The organism is Streptomyces sp. LS1784 (assembly GCF_020103755.1).
Classification (GTDB): domain Bacteria; phylum Actinomycetota; class Actinomycetes; order Streptomycetales; family Streptomycetaceae; genus Kitasatospora.
On sequence record NZ_JAHSQD010000915.1, the window covers coordinates 1 to 2,096 of the forward strand.

Below are 2,096 nucleotides of genomic sequence, written 5' to 3' on the forward strand. Positions count from 1 at the left end.
CGGGCGCGGGGCGCGCGGCGACGGCCGGGCCGGCGGGCGGTCGGAGGCCGGGCTCGATGGGCGGGTCTGCGATGGCGGTCACGGGGGACAAGATTAGAGGTTCGCACCGACATCGACCGAAACGGACCTTGCGGGCGGGCGGAGCAGCAGGTGGGCGACGGTGCGGGTGACCGATTCAGAACAGGGTTTCGACGGAATTCCGCCATTCCCGAACCCGCATTCGAGAAAACCGTGAGGGCGGAGCGTTGGTTCGGTGATGATCGACCCATGATCACCCGACTGGCCAAAGCGAGCCTCGCCGCCGCGCTGTCCGTGACCACCCTCACCACCGGCGCCGTCCTCGCCACCGGTGCCACCGCCGCCCCGACCGCCGCGACATCGGCCTCCGCCCAGCACGTGACCGTGTCACAGAGCGGGAACTATCCCGGCGGCTTCTTCACCACCGGCAACATGTCGGTGGGCTGGACCTCGTCCGGCACCGCGGACCTGACCGGGCCGACGCACATCACCCTCGACCTGCCGCCGGGCGTCACCACCGACGGCGCGATGTTCTTCCCCACGCCGCAGGACTACACCTTCACCTCGGCCCTCTCCCCCGACCACCGCCACCTGGAGGCCGTGTTCACCGCCACCCGGGCGGCCGGGGCGTACAACTTCATGAAGCTCAACCTGGCGACCACACCCGGAGTGCCGATCGCGGGCGTGATCACGGCGACGGTCGCCAACCCGAACGACACCGACCCGACCGGGCACATCTCCCGCTACGACCTCGTCAGCAGGAGCTACCTGCCGGCAACCGTCCAGCCCGCACCGACCGTCACCGGCCTCGACCCCGCCACCGGCCCGGGCGCCGGCGGCACCACGGTGACGGTCAGCGGCAGCAACCTGACCAGCGGCATGGTGCTGGTCGGCGGCGTTCCGGCGCCCGGCACCTGCACCGACACCGCCTGCACGGTGACCACCCCGGGCGGCTCCGGCAGCGCCCCGGTCAGCGTGGTGACGCCCGGCGGCACGGCCGCGGCCCCGGCCGCCTTCGACTACACCGGCGCCCCTCCGCCGGCGCCCGCCGCCCCGGCGATCAGCAGCCTGTCCCCCGCCTCCGGCCCGGCCGCCGGCGGGACCCGGGTGACCGTGTCGGGCAGCAACCTGACGTACGGGACGGTGGCCTTCGGCGGGGTGCCGGCCACCCACGTCTCCTGCGGCCCGTCCTTCTGCACGGCCACGGCCCCGGCGGGTGCCCAGCCCGGTCCGGTGGACGTCACCGTCACCACGGCGGGCGGGACCAGCGCGCCGGCGACGTACACCTACACGGCGTAACGGCCGCACAGGGCGGAGCGCCCGCCACCGGTGCCCGGGTTCCACGGAGCCCGGGCACCGGCGCGTTCCGGGACCGGCCGGCCCTCCGCCCGCACACCCTCCCGAAGGTGAGTTGAACGCGTTCAAAAGATGGGTCTAGAGTCGGTTCCGCGCAGACGGGACAAGGCTCCGCCTGCACTTCGGCATGCTCGGCATGGAGGTGTGCGAGATGGACGGCGACTCGGCGGTCATCCTTCGCAAGGTCCGACGATGGCTCTGGTTCTTCCTGGTCTGCCTGGTGCTCAGCGGTCTCACCGCGTTCCCGCTGGAGACCGAGACCCGCTGGCTGGTCGACTTCGCCTCCGGCCCGGCCGCCCCGCTGAGCGACCGCCTCCCGGCCGCGACGGCCTGGTTCGAGCAGGTCCACACCGGCCTCGCCGAGACCAACGAGCGCTACCCCTTCCTGGCCTACGGGACCGACTGGCTGGCCTTCGCCCACCTGGTGATCGCCGCCGCCTTCTGGGGGCCGCTCAAGGACCCGGTCCGCAACATCTGGGTGATCCGCTGGGCCGCGCTCGCCTGCGGGGCCGTCATTCCGCTGGCGCTGATCTGCGGGCCGTTGCGCGGGATTCCGCTGGCATGGCGATTCATCGACATGTCGTTCGGGGTCTTCGGCGTCATACCGCTGCTGATCGTGCTGCGGGCGCTGCGCCCGCTGGAGCGCTCCGTCCGGGAGCCGGTGCCCACCGGCTGAGCGGGGCGGGGCGCACGACCCGCTCGCGGACCTGCACGCCCCCGCG

Annotated in this window: 2 protein-coding genes; both read left to right on the forward strand. The window is 73.0% G+C overall.

Annotated features, from left to right (window positions below):
- The first annotated feature begins 267 nt into the window (after positions 1 to 267).
- Positions 268 to 1,317 (forward strand): IPT/TIG domain-containing protein, encoded by a 1,050-nt coding sequence (locus KS423_RS44185; protein WP_224285320.1) that lies wholly within the window; start codon positions 268 to 270, stop codon positions 1,315 to 1,317.
- Between the two features lie 208 nt (positions 1,318 to 1,525).
- Complete coding sequence (locus tag KS423_RS44190; RefSeq protein WP_224285321.1) at positions 1,526 to 2,050, forward strand: hypothetical protein; 525 nt, start codon at positions 1,526 to 1,528, stop codon at positions 2,048 to 2,050.
- The last annotated feature ends 46 nt before the right edge of the window (positions 2,051 to 2,096 follow it).